Here is a 15,098-nt window from a genome sequence, read left to right on the forward strand (position 1 = left end):
TTGACGCGGGGGGCGTCACCGTCCCACAGAGTGCCTGATTTCCAATCCTTTCGAGGCTGCCCCCGATGTCCGATTTCGATCCCGCCGAGCCCCCCTCATCAAAACCCGCGTCCGGCAATCCCGACCGCCGCGATTTTCTCGGTGGGCTTGCCGCGGCGCTGGGCGCTGCCGCCGTTGCTGGCGGCGCGGCCGAGACGGCCGAGGCGAAACCGGCCAGGGGATCGTCCGCGCGCCCGGTCAGCGATGCGAAGCTGCGCGCGGCGATCGATACGGTCGTGGTGATCTATGCGGAGAACCGCAGCTTCAACAATCTCTTCGCCGACTTCCCCGGCCTCCAGCAGCCGCTGTCCGAAGTGCCCGCCGAGCGTACCCGCCAGCGCGACCGTGACGGCAAGGTCATGGAAAAGCTGCCGAAGATCTGGGAAGGCCTCGTGCCGACCCGGCAGGTTGTCGAGCATGCCGAATACCAGATCGGGCCGGACGACCTCGCGCCGATCCCGAACGGTCCTTTCGCGCTGAAGACGCCCGAGGGCGATCCGCTGCCGCACGGCCTTGTCACCCGCGATCTGGTCCATGCCTTCTACCACAACCAGATGCAGATCAACGGCGGCGCCAACGACCAGTTCGTCGCCTGGGGGGACAGCGGCGCGCTGGTCATGGGCCATTACGGCGACATGCGCGCCCAGCTTCGCCTGTGGCAGATCGCGCGCGAGTTCACGCTCTGCGACAACTTCTTCATGGGCGCGTTCGGTGGCTCGTTCCTCAACCACCAGTACCTGATCGCCGCGCAGCCGCCGTTCTATCCCGATGCGGACAAGAGCCCGTCCGCCAGGAAGATCGCCAGGCTGGAAGGCGGCGACCCCAAGGGCACGCGCCTGAAGCCGGATCCCAAGACCCCGGCCAGCGCGCTCGACGGCCCGGCCGTATTCGGCCCCAGCACGCTTTCGCCGGACTTCTGGGCGGTCAACACGATGCTGCCGCCTTACGCGCCGACTTATGAACTGGACCCCGAGAAGCCCGGCTACGCCAATGCCGAAAGCGCCAGCACGCTGGTGCCGCAGCGGCACAAGACCATCGGCGACATGCTCAGCGCCAAGGGCGTGGACTGGGCCTGGTACGCGGGCGGATGGAACGCGGCGCTCGAAGGGCGGATGAACGACACCTCCACCCCCTCGCGTCCGAACTTCCAGCCGCACCACCAGCCGTTCAACTATTACGATCGCTTCGCCCCCGGCACCGCCGACCGCGCAAGGTTCCTGCGGGACGGCGGCGAGGGCAGCACCGCGCGCACCAACAGGTTCCTGGCCGATGCCGAGGCGGGCAAGCTGCCTGCGGTCAGCTATTACAAGCCGCAGGGCAATCTCAACATGCACGCCGGCTATTCGGACATCGATGCTGGCGACCGCCATATCGCCGCCGTCATCGATACCCTGCGCGCCAGCCCGCAGTGGGAGAAGATGCTGATCGTCGTGACTTTCGACGAGAACGGCGGCTGGTGGGACCACGTCGCCCCGCCGAAGGGCGACCGCTGGGGCCCCGGCACGCGCATCCCCGCGGTGATCGTCTCGCCCCATGCCAAGAAGGGCGCGGTGGACCACACGATCTACGACACCGGCTCCATCGCCCGCTTCCTCACGCGCCGCTTCGGACTGGAGAAGCTCGAAGGCCTGAAGATGCGCGAGGATGCGATGCTGGCAGCCGGCGGTGTCGCCCCCGGAGACCTGACCGGCGCGCTCGACATCGCGTAAATTTCAATGAAGTGTCTGGCGGCGCACCAAAACAGGTGCGCCGCCCCTGCGAATGCGACAGAGTGCCCGCTTCGGGGCCGATTCTTTCCGGCCCCGTTCAGCAAGAACCTTCGGGCCAGATCGCATCACAGGGCAGGGCAATTTTCATGAGGCATATCCTTCTTACCGTGGCTTCCCTCGGCGCCATGGCGCTGGCGTCGGGCGCTTCGAGCGCCGAGGCCGCTCCCAAGGCCTATCCCGATGCGGAAGCGCATGTGCTCGACATGGCCAAGAAGGCCATCGCCCTGCGCTCGGTCGAAGGAGAGGGCAACCAGACCCCGCAAGTGGCCGAACTGTTCAAGCAGCGTCTGGTCGAAGCGGGCTGGAGCGCCTCCGACATCGAGATCGTGCCCTACAAGGACACCGCCTACCTGATCGCCACCTGGAAGGGCAGCGACCCGTCGCTCAAGCCGCTGGTCGTCTCCGCGCATATGGACGTGGTTGAGGCCAAGCCTGCCGACTGGCAGCGCGATCCTTTCACCCCGGTGGTGGAGAACGGCTACCTCTTCGGACGCGGCGCCAGCGACACCAAGTTCGAGGCGGTGCTGGCGATGGAATCGATGATCCAGCTGCGCAAGGAAGGCTTCAAGCCCCGGCGCTCGCTGGTGATCGCCTATTCGGGCGACGAGGAAACCTCGATGGCGACCTCCAAGCTGATTGCCGAGAAGCTCAAGAACGCCGAACTCGTGCTTAACGTCGACGGCGCCTCGGGTACCCTGTCGGAAGAGACCGGCAAGCCGCTCTACTGGACCTGGCAGGGCGCCGAGAAGACCTACATCGATTACCAGATCGAGGTTACCAATCCCGGTGGCCACAGCTCCGCGCCGCGCCCGGACAACGCCATCGTCCAGCTTTCCGAAGTGCTGGCCCGCATCGGCGCCTACACGTTCAAGCCCGAACTCAATGACGTCACCCGCGCCTACTGGACCGAGGCCGCCAAGCTGGAGGCCGATCCCAGGAAGGCCAAGGCGATGCGCGACTTTGCCGCCAACCCCAACGATCCCGCCGCGCTCGCCGTATTGCGCGCCGATCCGGCCACCGTGGGCCGTGTGAGCACGACCTGCGTGCCGACGATGCTCTCGGGCGGCCATGCCCGCAACGCCCTGCCGCAGCGCGCCACCGCCAACATCAACTGCCGCATCTTCCCCGGCCACACCCGCGAGGAGATCATGGCCGAACTGGAGAAGGTGGCCGCCATGCCCGCCGCCAAGTTCAGCGACGTGACGGGGGACGATTCCACCATGGCCCCGGCCTCGCCGATGCGGCCCGATTTCGTTGCCGCCGCGCGCAAGGCGGTGACGGCGGCCTGGGGGCCGGTGCCGATCATTCCGGCGCAGGCCTCGGGTGCGTCGGATTCGATGTGGTACCGCGCGGTCGGCGTGCCGAGCTACGGCGCCAGTGCATCGATGATGAAGGATTCCGACGAGTTCGCGCACGGCCTCAACGAGCGTGTCTCGCTGGTCAACATCCGTCCGGGCATCACCTACTACCTCTCGATGTACAAGGACCTCGCGAGCAAGTGAGCAGGAACGGGGCGAAGCGGGGGGCGCTTCTGGCGGCAATGGTGGCGGGCGTGCTGGCAGCGCCCGCCATGGCGGAAACGCTCTATGTGCGGGCGGGCCGGCTGATCGACGTCGATTACCAGACCACCCGCACCGGCCAGTGCGTGACGGTGACCGACGGCCGCGTCACCCGCGTCGACGCCTGCGGCAAGACGCCTTCCGGCGCCAAGGAAGTGGACTGGTCGAACTACACGGTGCTGCCGGGCCTGATCGACCTGCACACCCATCTTGCCGATGCCGGGCAGAGCGCGGATGTTGCCGCGCCCTACCGGACTTCGCCCCAGCTTACCGCGCTGATCGGCGCGCATAATGCCAAGGTGACGCTGGAGGCGGGCTTCACCACGGTGCGCGATGTCGGCACCTATCGCGGCCTGACCGATGTCGCCCTGCGTGATGCCATTGCCCGGGGCTACGTGCCGGGGCCGCGCATGTTCGTGGCGGGTGCCTACATCACCAAGCCCGGCGGCGGGGGCGAGCTTAACGGGGTGATCCCCAACGACCAGCTTCCCTCTGACATGCGCTACGGCGTGATCCGTAATCCGCAGGAAGCCCACGACAAGACCGAGTTCCTGTTCGAACACGGTGCCGACTTCATCAAGATGATCGCCACCGGCGCGGTCCTCGCCATCGGCACCGAACCGGGCCAGGTGGAACTGACCGAGGATGAGATGCGCGCCGCCGTGGCGGTCGCGAAGGAGCATCATTCCTACGCCACCGCCCATGCCCACGGCGCGGAAGGGATCAAGGCGGCGATCCGCTCGGGTGTCCACTCGATCGAACATGCCAGCCTGATCGACGACGAGGGGCTCCGGATGGCCAGGGATGCGGGCGTCTGGCTGGTCATGGACATCTACGATGGTGACTGGATCGACCAGCAGGGCACCAGGGAAGGCTGGCCCGCCGAGTACTTGCGCAAGAACCGGGAGACCACCCAGACCCAGCGCGACGGCTTCGAGAAAGCCGTGAAGATGGGCGTGAAGCTCGGTTTCGGCACCGACGCGGGCGTCTATCCGCACGGCCTCAACGCGCGCCAGTTCGCCTACATGGTGAAATACGGGATGACGCCGATGCAGGCGATCCGTTCGGCCACCATCGATGCGGCGACGCTGATCGGCCATGAGAGCGAACTGGGCTCCATCGCGCTCGGCAAATATGCCGACATGATCGCGGTCGAGGGTGACCCCTTGCGCGACATCGGCGTGCTGGAGAAGGTCTCGCACGTGATGAAGGCGGGGGTACTCGAAAAATAGCTCAACTGGCGGTGAGCCGTCCCCCGCTCAGCACGCGTGCCGGTCCGGGGGCTGCCCGGACCAGCAGGGTGCCCAGCAGGATCACGGCCAGCAGCACGATCAGTGGCTGGGTCAGAAGGTAGAGCGGATAGAGCGGTGAGCCCAGCTTGCCGAACAGCGCGCCCAGTACCGGTCCGCCCAGCCAGATCAGGATGAGGTGCGAGCAGAACAGGAAAAACGCAAAAGGCTCGATCCGCAGCAGGAACGTGCGGGCAGGGCTGTCCGAGAGCGCCCATGCCACGCGCCAGTAGGTCACGGCAGCGGCGACCCGAACCGCAAGGTCCAGCGCGGCGGCCTCGGGCGTCGCGGGATCGGTGCCGAGCCGCAGCGCGCTGTAGAGCTGGAGGCAGGTCAGGCCCGCGAAAGGCAGAACGGTCAGAAGCAGGGGCCAGGCCGCGATGCGGTCCGCGACGTGGCCGCGCCGCGCCAGAATGCCCAGCACGAAAAAGAACGGGATCGACGCGCGCATGAACACCGGCGCTCCCACCCCGAGGATCTGGCACACGGCGGCGATGGAGGCGAGCGCGACCAGCCACGGATTGGCCAGCCTCACCAGCAGCGGCGCCGCCAGCATGCAGACGAACAGGTCGCGCAGGAACGGCATCTGCACGTTGATGTCGGGGTTGCGGCTGGCAACGAAGATTTCCTCGAATACCCAGTCCAGCGAGTGCGGCGTCGGCGCGGGCAGGGTGAGCAGCCAGGCGGTGCCGGAAACCAGCACCAGCGCCAGCACGTTCCACAGCACCATCGGCAGCAGGATGGTGCGGGCCTTGCGGGCAACGTGGCTCGGCCAGTCGCGCGTGCGGTTGGAGGAGGCGACCAGCCAGCCGGAAATGAGGCCCAGCAGCGGCACCGCGCTGCGTCCGAACACGTCCATCAGGATCCAGCGCAAGTCTTCCTGCGGGGAGCCTCTGGCCAGTTGCAGGTCGTAGCCGGTGAGGCCGGTCCAGGCATGGACGTAGACGACGCCGAGGATGCAGATGACCCGTGCGATCGAGATCGCGGCGGATTTGCGCGGGGCATCGGCGATGAAGGACTGGGGCAAACAAACATCCGGGCAGTTGGCGACCTTGCCGCCTACCTGATGCCGTTCGCCCCCGAACCCAACCCACTAGCGGCGGATCGCCCCCTCAAAGGGACGAAAGGCCCCGTTTCAGGTGCGGAAGCGCCCGAAACGGCCTTTGTCCGCCAGCACTTCGTGTGCGCAGTTATGGCCGGGCGCCCCGGTCACGCCGCCGCCGGGGTGCGTGCCCGAGCCGCACATGTAAAGCCCCTTGAGCGGGCCCCGATAGGCGCCGTGGCCCAGTACCGGGCGCGCCGACCACATCTGGTCGAGCGTCAGGTTGCCATGCATGATGTCGCCGCCGACAAGGCCGAACTTGCGTTCCAGCCCCTTGGGGCTGAGCACCTGCCGGCCGAGGATCGAGGCGCGGAAGCCCGGCGCATAGTCCTCGACCGTATCGATGATGGTGTCGGCGGCCTTGTCTTCCTCCGCATCCCAGTCGCGGCCATCTGGCAGTTCCGGCGCGAATTGCTGGCAGAACAGGCTGGCGACGTGCTGGCCTTCGGGCGCGAGGCTGTCGTCCACGGTCGAGGGGATCAGCATCTCCACGATCGGCTTTTTCGACCAGCCATGGGTCTTCGCGTCGAGGAAGGCGCGGTCCATGTAGTCCAGTGTCGGCGCGATGATGATGCCGGACTGGTGGTGCTCGCCCGGTTCGGGCAGGCAGTTGAACTTCGGCAACTGCGAAAGCGCCACGTTCATGCGGAAGGTGCCGCTGCCGGCCTTGAAGCCCTTCATGCGGCGCTGGAAATCGGGATTGAGATCGCTTTGCGCGATCATCCTGCCGTAGAGCAGCTTGGGCCCGACATTGGCGATCACGCGCCTGGCAGCAATCTCCTCGCCGCTTTCAAGCCGCACGCCGGCAACCTTGTCGCCATCGACGAGCACCTGATCGACCGGACTTTCGAGGCTGATCTCCACGCCCAGCTTGCGGCAGACTTCGCCCATGATGCGGGTGATGTTGCCCATGCCGCCGACCGAGTGACCCCAGGCGCCCTTCTTGCCGTTCACTTCGCCGAAGACATGGTGCAGCAGCACGTAGGCGCTGCCCGGCGTATCGGGAGAGGCGTAGTTGCCGACCACCGCGTCGAAACCGAATGCGGCCTTCACCGCCTCGCTCTCGAACCAGCCGTCCAGCAGCCCGCGCGCGGACTTGGTGAAGAGGTCCAGCACATCGCGCTGCGCCTCGATGGAAAGGCCCGCCAGCTTGCGGCCCTGAAGCGCCGCGTCGATCAGTCCGCGCCAACCATCGCCAGCGTTGGGCGGCGACTTCAGCGCCAGATCGCGCAGCACTTCGGCCACGACTTCCAGCGAATCGTAATAGGCGGGCAGTACATCGGCATCGTGCCTGGAGAACCGGCGGAACTCGGCCTGTGTGCGCTCCAGCCCGCCGCCCAGCTTGAGGTAGCCGCCGTCTTCCTGCGGCAGCAGGTTGGAGATCGGCCGCTCGATCACGCGGTAGCCATGGTCCGCCAAGCGCATGTCGGCGATGACCTTGGGCTGGAGCAGGCTGACGGTGTAGCTGGCCACCGAATTGCGGAAGCCGGGGTGGAATTCCTCGGTCACCGCCGCACCGCCGACCACGTCGCGGCGCTCCAGAATGCGGACCTTCAGTCCCGCCCGGGCAAGGTAAAACGCGCAGACGAGGCCGTTGTGGCCACCGCCGATAATTACAGCATCGTATTTCTGGGTCATGTCAGGGCGTAAACTCATAAACCGCACCATCGAGGTTTGAATCAAAATGGCACAGGGCAAGGAGGAAGGGCGAAGGAATATGTCGATATTTCAAGCCCTGCCGACGTAGCGCTGGGCCATTTTCATCAAATCCCTACGGGACGCCTGAATGGCTTTCATCTCGACCCGAAACGGCCTTGGACGGGCAACCAGCCCGCCCGGCAGCCGCTTCGGCCCGATCTGTTTGCCATTCGGGCGCCTCGATGGTGCGGTTTATGAGTTTACGCCCTGTGCTCCAGCCAGATGCGGGCCGCTCGCTTTGGCGGGCCTCTGGGATCAGTTCGCGGATGCGCTTGCAGAAGTGGCGGAGGCACACTTCCTTGTCGGACAGCGGCCCGACCGAGAACGTGCGCGAGGCCATGCCCGCCTGCACGCGGGTGATAAGGGCGGTATCCTCGGCATTGACCTGCCGGTTGATACGCCAGTTGAGATAGCGCGCGGCGCGCATCTCGCGGCGGTCATCGGGGAGGACGTAGCTGATCTCGCGGATCATGCAGGTTTCCGGCCCCGTGGGCAGCCACTGCATGAAATCGACCTGATCGGGGTAGATATCGAAGGCGACGCCGGGCCAGAGCTTGAAATAGAGCCAGTGGCGCTGCCGGTCCTCGGGCAAGTGCGGCACCGGCGGCAGCAGGCGCTGGTACATCCTCTCCGACCAGTTGGAGGAGGGCGCGTCCATCAGGTCGCCCCACATGCGGTCGACATGGCGTTCGGCCTCCACGCCGTAGCTGCGGCCGAACAGGCGGGTGAGGCCGGGATGGGCGACGGGGATATGCAGCCCGTCCGAATAGTTGTCGCCCACGTTCTTCCAGTTCACCGCGCGCGGGCGCATGGTGACGCGGCCGAGCGCTTTCAGATCCTCGAACCGGTAGGGCGCGACCATTTCCTCGTAGGGGGCCATCATCTGCGCGATCGAGGGGCCGCCGTCATCGACGAGGCGCACGAAGATGAAGCCGCGCCAGACTTCGACGTCCACCGGGGCAAGGCCGTGGCTGGCCTTGTCGAAATCGGGATAGCTCTGGCTGTCGGGCACGCCGGTCAGGCGTCCGTCGAGATCGTAGACCCAGGCGTGATAGGGGCAGACCAGCTTCTTCGCGCAGCCACTGGCGCCGTCGACCACGCGCGATCCGCGATGACGGCAGACATTGGTGAAGGCGCGGACTTGCCGGTCGTTGCCGCGCACGACGATCACGCTTTCGCCGATGTACTCCAGCGTGTGCCAATCGCCCGCGTTCGGCACGTCGCTCTCGTGACAGACGATCTGCCAGCTCGGTGCGAAAATGCGCTCCTTTTCCACTCCCAGGAACTCGGGGTCCGAATAGGTCCACGCCGGCAGGCTCCAGCCATCGAGCGGATCGGTCTGCGGCTGATCTATCGGCTGCGTTGCCATTGGAGACTCCTTGTTGTACGAGTGTATAACAATGCCATGACAACCAAGCAATCCCACACCCCCGCCTTTAGTCGAGGCGATCCCGACGAGCGGCGGCAAAGCCTGATCGAGGCCACTGCACGGTGCCTTGCGCTGCATGGCATAGGCGGGACTTCGGTGCGTTCGATCTGCGCGGAAGCGGGCGTTTCGGCAGGGCTGCTGCGGCACTATTTCGGCGGCGTCGCGGATGCGATTGCCGAGGCTTATCGCTGGACCGGGCACCGCGTGGCGCGCGCGCTGGAAGAGGCGGTGGCGGCGGCGGACGACAGCCCCCGCGGCCGGTTGCTCGCTTATCTTGTCGCCAGCTTCCGGCCGCCGATTGCCGATCCGCAGTTGCTGGCAACGTGGCTCGCGTTCTGGGCGATGACGCCGCAGGATGCCGCCATCGGGCGTCTGCACGAGGACATCTACGGCGAGTTTCGCGGCGGGATGGATGCGCTGATCCGTGATTGCCGGCCGGACATGGCGGATACCCGCCTGATCGGCGTGGCGCTGACCGCGCTGATCGACGGGCTCTGGCTGGAACTCAGTCTGGGCAAGGCGCCCTTCACGCCGGAGGAGGCAGAAGGGCTAGTCGAGACCTGGCTGGACGCGCTGCTCGGCGGACCTGCTACGAACCAGTAGCCAGATCGGCAGGCCTAGCGCCATCAGCACGAAGCTGAGGCCGCTGGCGCCGATCCCTGCGCCCCACAGCGTCCACAGGGCGTAAGCCGCGCCGAGGAGCGCGGCGGGCCTGGCGATGCCGAGTTTCAGTGCCGAGAGCGCGCAGGCCAGATAGAGCCAGAGCGTTGCGGAGGTCGAGAGCAGCAGCAGGTATTCGAACAGTGACTGCATCGAGCGGCTGGCGTTCATTGCCGCGAAAAGACTGGCGATCACCGTCGAGATCAGCAGCGCGCGGCGGGCGACACCGCGCCTATCGGTTTTTGCGAACCACGCGGGCAAGAGGCGGCGGTGCGCCATGTCGCGCACCATTTCGGCTTCGAGCAGGGTCCAGCCGTTGAGTGCGCCGACGCAGCTGATGACGGCAAAGATCGCGATCAGCGTGGCCGCATCCGTGCTCCAGAACCGGCCGACAAAGGTGGCGAACGGTGCGGCGGAATGCGCGGCGAGGTCCACGGGCAAGAGCAGCGCGATCGCCGAGCAGACCACCAGATAGAGCAAACCGGTGAGCGCGGTGCCCCACAGCGTGGCGCGAGCGATGTTGATTTCTGGATTGCGCACGCGGGCGGCGGCGACGCTGGCGCTTTCGAACCCGAGCAGGGCCCAGAGCGTCAGGCTGGCGGCGCCGTTGACCGCACCGATGCCGATGCTGCCGGGGGCGGGCGGGGCAATCCGCGCGGCGCCGCTGGCCAGTACCACGGCGGTGATGGCGATGACCACCAGCAGGGGAACGATCTTCAGGGCCAGTGTCAGTATCTGGAAGCCGCCTGCCGCGCGGGTCCCGCGCAAGTTGACGAGCGCCATCAGCCAAAGCAGCGTGATAGCGGCAAGGGCGGGGACGTTTTCGCCACTGGCCAGGACCGGGAACAGGTTCGTGAGGTAGCTGATCGCCGCGACCGCAATGGCCACGACCGAGGTCCAGATCGAGACGAGGTAGATCCAGCTGATGAAGAAGCCGACGGTCGGTCCGAAGGCATCGGTGACGAAACCCGCAGGGCCGCCCGCCTGCGGGCAGGCCCGGGTCAGGCGGCTGAGCACATAGGCCAGGATCAGTGCGCCGCTGATCGTCACAATCCAGCCCAGCACCCCGTTCCACCCGAACGGGGCGAGACTGGCGGGCAGCAGGAACACCCCTGAACCGATCATGTTGCCCATGACCAGCGCGGTCGCCGCCAACAGGCCCAGGCTGGCGCCCGGGCCTGCGGTTTTTGGCGTTTCTCGCGTCACTCCGGCGCGAATGTCAGAAGTCGGCGCCGAACTTCAGGCCGATCACGCGCGGACGGATGACGTAATCGTAGAACACCCCGCCGGTGCTGCTGTCACCGACATAGTCGCCGCAGGTGGTTTCGAGGCACTGGACGCTGGTGTTGACCACGCCGTTGCTGTTGAACAGGTTGGTGGCGTAGAGCTCCACCCGGTAGCCGTCCTTCTTCACGCCGATGCTGAAGTCGGCGGTGGTATAGGCTCCGAGGTTGCCCTTGATGCTGTTTTCCAGCGTGCGAAGGTCGCTGCGGCGCTTGCCGATGTAGTTGGCAGCGAACTGGACGTGGCCGTCCCACCCGCCGACCGGGAATTCGTAGCGGGCAACCGCATTGCCCTTGAACTTGGCGGTGATCGGCAGGTGCGTGCCCTTGGGGGCGAGCAAGTCGTTCGCGGCGCCGTCCGAACCGGCAAGGCTGCAGTCGAACGCGCTGTTGGCGATCAGGCAGAAGTCCTTGCGGATCGTGGCGTCGTTGTAGCTGCCAGAGAAGTCCAGCGAGAAGCCGTTTTTGTTGTACCCGACGTCGAATTCGACGCCGCGAATGCGGGCCACGCCGGCGTTGCGGATCTCGGTAAGGCCGTTGGCGCCCAGGAACGAGAGCTGGATGCCGTTCCAGTCCTCCTGATAGACCGCGCCGTTGAAGCGCACCGGGCCCCACATCGTTTTCCAGCCGATCTCGTAGTTGTCGAGCCGGTCGGGCTTGTAGGGCGCCAGCGTGCCGCGGCGGTTGATGCCGCCGGGGCGGAAACCGCGCGACCAGGTCGCGTAGACCAGCGCGTCGGGCGTGATCTTGTAGGTGAGGTTGGCCTTGTAGATCGCGTCGGTCTTCGAGGTCGACTTGTCGAGGTTGGTGCAGGGCGATCCCTTGACGATCGCGTCCTCGAAGCAGGCGGCGACGCCGGTGCGGCTCGAATAGCCGGCGCTGTAGCCGTAGAAGCCGACCAGCGAGTTGTTGTAGTGATAGAGGCGCAGGCCCCCGGTGGCGCTCAGCTTGTCGGTGATGTCGTAGGTCAGTTCACCGAAGGCGGCATAGTCGCGGTCGACGCGCTTCTGCTGGGTCAGCCAGATGTCGCTGGTGGTGCCGGGCACCTTCAGATCGTCGGCAATGCCGTCGATGATGTAGTTCTGCTCGATGTGGTGTTGCTGGCGCTGGTAGAACACGCCGCCGATGAAGCGCAGCGGGTTGCTTTGCGGGGAACTGATGCGAATTTCGCCGAACTGGCGGTGGTAGACGTCCTTGCCCTTGATGTACTGGTTCGGGCTGACGAGATCGCCCGCATTGTCGTAGAGGTAGGCGCCCGAGCCGAACAGGGCATCGTAGAAGTAGGAATAGTCCGAATAGTCGGACTGGGTCCAGTCCTTGCGGTTGAGGATGCCGCCGGTGGCGGTGAGGTCCCAGTTGCCGATCTTGCCCTCGATGGTGAGGGCGGCCTGATACCACTCGTCCTTGCTCTTCTCGGGATTGTACTGGACGGTCTGCAGCTTGCCGCTGACGGCGCTGGAGCGTTCCTGCGCGAAGCTGCCGTTGGTCTTCTGGACCTGGCCCATGATGGTGGGCTTGATCGTCCAGTTGCCGTCAAGGTCGATGCCCAGCGCCAGGCGGCCGCCGTAGGTATCGACGTCGTTGTAGTTGTCCTCGACCAGATCGGCATTGTCCTGGGTGATGCCCGAGACGGCGAAGGTGCGGCTGCCGTGGACATTGTCGATATAGCCGCCGTCATGGCGATACCAGCCGACCAGGCGCGCGGCGACGGAATCGCTGATCCGGTAGTTGATGAAGCCCTGCATCACGCCGCCCATGTCGCCGTGCGAGACCGAGTTCACTTCCGCATCGACCGCGCCGTACGTGCCCGAGGTGTCTGGCGCATTGGTGACGATCTTGATGGTGCCCGCCATCGAGCTGGCGCCGTAGAGCGTGCCTTGCGGGCCGGCCAGCGCTTCCACGCGGGCGATGTCGTAAGCGTGGATGTCGAGCGCGCCCTGGATGGTCGTGATCGGCATTTCGTCGAGATAGGTGCCGACGGTGGGCAGCGGGCCGGAGTGGTTGGCGTTCTCGCCCGAGGCGACGCCGCGGAAGTAGACCTGGCTGAAGCCGGGCTGCACCGTCTGGATCGTCACCGAGGGCAGGAACTTGACGACGTCCTGCAGTTCCTTGACCTGCAGGTCCTTCAGCTTTTCAGCGCCCAGTGCGGTAATCGCGATCGGCACGTCCTGGAGGTTCTCGACCCGCTTCTGGGCCGTGACGTAGATGACGCCATCGGCGGCGGGCGCCTGTGCGGCCTTGTCGTCCTGCGCCAAGGCAGGTTGCGCTGCAGCAATCGCGGACGACCCCAGCAGCATGGCGACCATGCTGCGACGAAACGAAATGCCGGAAACGACCACCCGTTAACCCCCATTATGTCCTCTATGCGTAGGTCTCCATAATTTTCGGGAACCGGCAATAGGGCTTTGGGAGGCCGCTCATGTTGCGGTGCAACTATGACATTTCTGCCACATGAACACACGTTCAGGATTTTGCGTAAGTCTCTGGAAGATCTCCTAATGCTGCCGTGAGCGGGGCGAGCCAGGCCTCGTAGGCGCGCCACTGGCCGACGCCGTCGCGGTTGATCGGGCGGCGGACCTGTTCGCTGGAGGCGGTGCGTACGGCGCGCGTGTTGTTGTGGAATTCGAGGCAGGCCGGCTCGAACGGCAAGCCCAGATAGTCCAGCAGCGCGCGGACGCGGCTTTCGGGATCGTCCAGCAAGTCCTCGTGGATCACCCGGTGAACGCGGCCGGGCATCACATCATCGTAGTGGCGCATCACCCGCACATAGTCGGCATAATAGCGGCCCATGTGCGCGAGATCGTAGGAGAACGCCTGCCCCTTGGCGTAGTTCTGGCGGAAATTGGAGACGCAGCAATCGAGCGGATGGCGGCGGGCGTCGATGATCTTCGCATGGGGCAGGATCAGCGCGATGAACCCGAGGTAGGCCCAGTTGTTGGGCAGCTTGTCGATGTAGAAGGGCTTGTCGGTCTTGCGCTGCACGCGCGTGCGTTCGAGGAATTCCGCCCCCAGTTCGGCGCGGCGCTGCGGCGACATGGCGGCCAGCGCGGCTGGCCAGTCGCGCGGGCGTCCGCCGGTGGCCTGTGCCTCGCGCATGGCAAGTGCCGGAATGTCGGGCAATTCCATCGTGCCCTCGATCTGCGAGTGGCTGCCGAGGATCTGCTCGATGAGCGTGGAGCCTGCGCGCGGCATGCCGAGGATGAAGATCGGCGCGGGCGAGGGATCGCCGCCATCGGCATGGGCGGCGAGGAAGGCCGGCGAGAACGTCCCGATCACCGCGTCGACCTGCTCGGCCACGGCCTCGGGATCATGCTGCAGCTCCATGCTGCGCAGCGCGTTGCCCTGGGCGTAGTGCGCAAACGCGGCTTCGGCCTCGCCGCGATCTTCCAGCGCCTTTGCGAGCGCGAAATGGAGGTGCAGGCGATCGTCCGGCCCGATGTCGGCCTGATCCAGAGCGCGCCGCATCGCCGCGACATCGGCATCGCCGAAGCGGACCGTCTTGAGGTTGGCAAGGCTCCACCATGCCTCGCCGAGGGCAGGCTCGACGGCGATGCAGCGGCGATAGGCGCTGACGGCTTCGGCCTGTTCGCCCAGTGTCTTGAGGATATGGCCGTAGCTCATCCAGAGCTTGGCGTGGTCCGGGAAACTTTCGAGCAGCTCGCGGTAGATCCTGCGCGATTCCTCGTATTCCCCGATCCGCCCCAGCGCCGCAGCCTTGAGGTTGAGATCGCCCGCACTGGCGCTGTTGGCGGCCAGCACGTGGTCCAGCGCGGCCACGGCATCGGCGAAGCGGTTCTGCTTGTAGAGAACCGTGGCAAGATTGGCGCGGGCCGCGGCAAAACCGGGGGCCAGTTCCAGCGCGCGGAGCAGCAGCGTCTCGGCGTCGCGGTAACGGCCAATTCGCCCGGCGAGTTCCGCCATCATGCGGATCGCGGCGACATCGCGCGGCTGGGCGGACAGGCGTTCCCGCAGGCCCGCCTCGGCGGTCGGCAAATCGTTCGCCAGCAGGGCCTGTGCGATGGCGATCAGCGCGGGATCGCGCACCGAGGCGCGGATCGCGGCATTTTCCGCCCGTTCCGCTTCGCTGTCCCGTCCAAGCGTGCGCAGGGCCTGTCCGAGCAGGCGCAGCACGCGCGGATCCTCGCCCTTGCGGGCCAGCGCCTCGCGCAGCAAGGGCACGGCCCCGGCAGGGTCGGTCGCGACGAGTTGGCCGAGCGGAACGGCAGGTGCGGTGTGATTCATCGGCGCCGACTATGCGTGGCCGATCCGC

10 protein-coding genes are annotated in these 15,098 nt (G+C 66.1%); 4 read left to right on the plus strand and 6 right to left on the minus strand.

From position 1 onward, the window contains the following. Positions 1-65 precede the first annotated feature (65 nt). From acpA to CA833_RS15285, 3 genes are all read left to right on the plus strand, one after another. Positions 66-1,748, plus strand: a complete 1,683-nt coding sequence (gene acpA, locus CA833_RS15275) for an acid phosphatase (protein ID WP_207078539.1) — start codon at positions 66-68, stop codon at positions 1,746-1,748. A gap of 146 nt (positions 1,749-1,894) precedes the next feature. Next, on the plus strand, positions 1,895-3,310 hold the full coding sequence (locus CA833_RS15280; protein WP_207078540.1) for a M20/M25/M40 family metallo-hydrolase: 1,416 nt from the start codon (positions 1,895-1,897) through the stop codon (positions 3,308-3,310). A gap of 68 nt (positions 3,311-3,378) precedes the next feature. Continuing rightward, positions 3,379-4,599, plus strand: coding sequence for an amidohydrolase family protein (locus tag CA833_RS15285; RefSeq protein ID WP_242526392.1), 1,221 nt, complete (start codon positions 3,379-3,381; stop codon positions 4,597-4,599). A gap of 1 nt (position 4,600) precedes the next feature. Here the strand turns inward: CA833_RS15285 and CA833_RS15290 are convergent, their stop codons facing one another. The 3 genes from CA833_RS15290 to CA833_RS15300 form a co-directional block, all read right to left on the minus strand. After that, entirely contained in the window at positions 4,601-5,683 is a 1,083-nt protein-coding gene (locus CA833_RS15290) for an acyltransferase (RefSeq protein ID WP_142633825.1), read from the minus strand. Between the two features lie 108 nt (positions 5,684-5,791). Next, the gene (locus tag CA833_RS15295; RefSeq protein ID WP_207078541.1) at positions 5,792-7,396 is read right to left on the minus strand and encodes an NAD(P)/FAD-dependent oxidoreductase; all 1,605 of its coding nucleotides are present in this window, start codon (positions 7,394-7,396) and stop codon (positions 5,792-5,794) included. Between the two features lie 133 nt (positions 7,397-7,529). Beyond that, positions 7,530-8,825: an aromatic ring-hydroxylating dioxygenase subunit alpha gene (locus CA833_RS15300; protein WP_207078542.1), complete on the minus strand. Its 1,296-nt coding sequence runs from the start codon at positions 8,823-8,825 to the stop codon at positions 7,530-7,532. 36 nt (positions 8,826-8,861) lie between these two features. On the opposite strand from CA833_RS15300, the gene CA833_RS15305 reads away from it, so the two are divergent. Continuing rightward, positions 8,862-9,488 carry a TetR family transcriptional regulator C-terminal domain-containing protein gene (locus CA833_RS15305; RefSeq protein ID WP_207078543.1) on the plus strand — a complete coding sequence of 209 codons (627 nt, stop codon included), beginning with the start codon at positions 8,862-8,864 and terminating at the stop codon, positions 9,486-9,488. Here the strand turns inward: CA833_RS15305 and CA833_RS15310 are convergent. From CA833_RS15310 to CA833_RS15320, 3 genes are all read right to left on the minus strand, one after another. Beyond that, the gene (locus tag CA833_RS15310; protein WP_255535836.1) at positions 9,435-10,751 is read right to left on the minus strand and encodes an amino acid permease; all 1,317 of its coding nucleotides are present in this window, start codon (positions 10,749-10,751) and stop codon (positions 9,435-9,437) included. The genes CA833_RS15305 and CA833_RS15310 overlap by 54 nt on opposite strands. A 13-nt stretch (positions 10,752-10,764) precedes the next feature. Further along, complete coding sequence (locus CA833_RS15315; RefSeq protein ID WP_370584583.1) at positions 10,765-13,125, minus strand: TonB-dependent receptor; 2,361 nt, start codon at positions 13,123-13,125, stop codon at positions 10,765-10,767. Between the two features lie 166 nt (positions 13,126-13,291). Then, positions 13,292-15,070 carry a sulfotransferase gene (locus CA833_RS15320; RefSeq protein WP_207078544.1) on the minus strand — a complete coding sequence of 593 codons (1,779 nt, stop codon included), beginning with the start codon at positions 15,068-15,070 and terminating at the stop codon, positions 13,292-13,294. Positions 15,071-15,098 lie beyond the last annotated feature (28 nt).

The sequence above is a fragment of the Novosphingobium sp. KA1 genome (assembly GCF_017309955.1).
Taxonomy (GTDB): Bacteria; Pseudomonadota; Alphaproteobacteria; order Sphingomonadales; family Sphingomonadaceae; genus Novosphingobium.

What these genes read in the sequence shown, in the direction of transcription:
- acpA (WP_207078539.1), top strand. Translation starts at nt 66, where the DNA reads ATGTCCGATTTCGATCCCGCCGAGCCCCCCTCATCAAAACCCGCGTCC.
- CA833_RS15280 (WP_207078540.1), top strand. Translation starts at nt 1,895, where the DNA reads ATGAGGCATATCCTTCTTACCGTGGCTTCCCTCGGCGCCATGGCGCTG.
- CA833_RS15285 (WP_242526392.1), top strand. Translation starts at nt 3,379, where the DNA reads ATGGCGGAAACGCTCTATGTGCGGGCGGGCCGGCTGATCGACGTCGAT.
- CA833_RS15295 (WP_207078541.1), bottom strand. Translation starts at nt 7,396, where the DNA reads ATGACCCAGAAATACGATGCTGTAATTATCGGCGGTGGCCACAACGGC.
- CA833_RS15300 (WP_207078542.1), bottom strand. Translation starts at nt 8,825, where the DNA reads ATGGCAACGCAGCCGATAGATCAGCCGCAGACCGATCCGCTCGATGGC.
- CA833_RS15305 (WP_207078543.1), top strand. Translation starts at nt 8,862, where the DNA reads ATGACAACCAAGCAATCCCACACCCCCGCCTTTAGTCGAGGCGATCCC.
- CA833_RS15315 (WP_370584583.1), bottom strand. Translation starts at nt 13,125, where the DNA reads ATGCTGCTGGGGTCGTCCGCGATTGCTGCAGCGCAACCTGCCTTGGCG.
- CA833_RS15320 (WP_207078544.1), bottom strand. Translation starts at nt 15,070, where the DNA reads ATGAATCACACCGCACCTGCCGTTCCGCTCGGCCAACTCGTCGCGACC.